We start from the raw sequence: 316 nt of genomic DNA, 5'->3' as shown, positions 1-316 counted from the left end.
GATAATGGTAAAGATATTGAAGTGGAGTTTGGTAACGTTTCCATTAAATCCATTCAAGGTAATGCTCAAAAGAGACAAGTCAATTACCAAATCCAGTGTGAAGAAAACAAGAACAATTGGGCCATGTATTTAACATTAAATGGCGCAAAAAGTGCATTTGATACTAATGGGTTGAATACAGGAATTACCAATCTTGCGGTTAAATTTCAACTGGGCGATCAAACTTTAGATTTAGGCAAAAAATATTTAATTAACCCAAGTAACCCTGGGGTACTTTGGGCTGTATTGGTTCGTGATGGTAATAAAGAGCTGAAAA

The 316-nt window shown here is 35.1% G+C and carries 1 protein-coding gene; it reads left to right on the top strand.

The window, feature by feature from the left end; all coding sequences use genetic code 11:
• Window positions 1-316, top strand: a 316-nt coding sequence (locus ACNQ0T_RS23580) for a fimbrial protein (RefSeq protein WP_417930425.1), incomplete at both ends; no start/stop codon positions are given.

The organism is Enterobacter cloacae complex sp.6700776, assembly GCF_048284255.1.
GTDB classification, from domain to species: domain Bacteria; phylum Pseudomonadota; class Gammaproteobacteria; order Enterobacterales; family Enterobacteriaceae; genus Enterobacter; species Enterobacter intestinihominis.
Note: the sequence above shows the minus strand (reverse complement) of the source record. Positions and strands in the feature narration are given on the sequence as shown.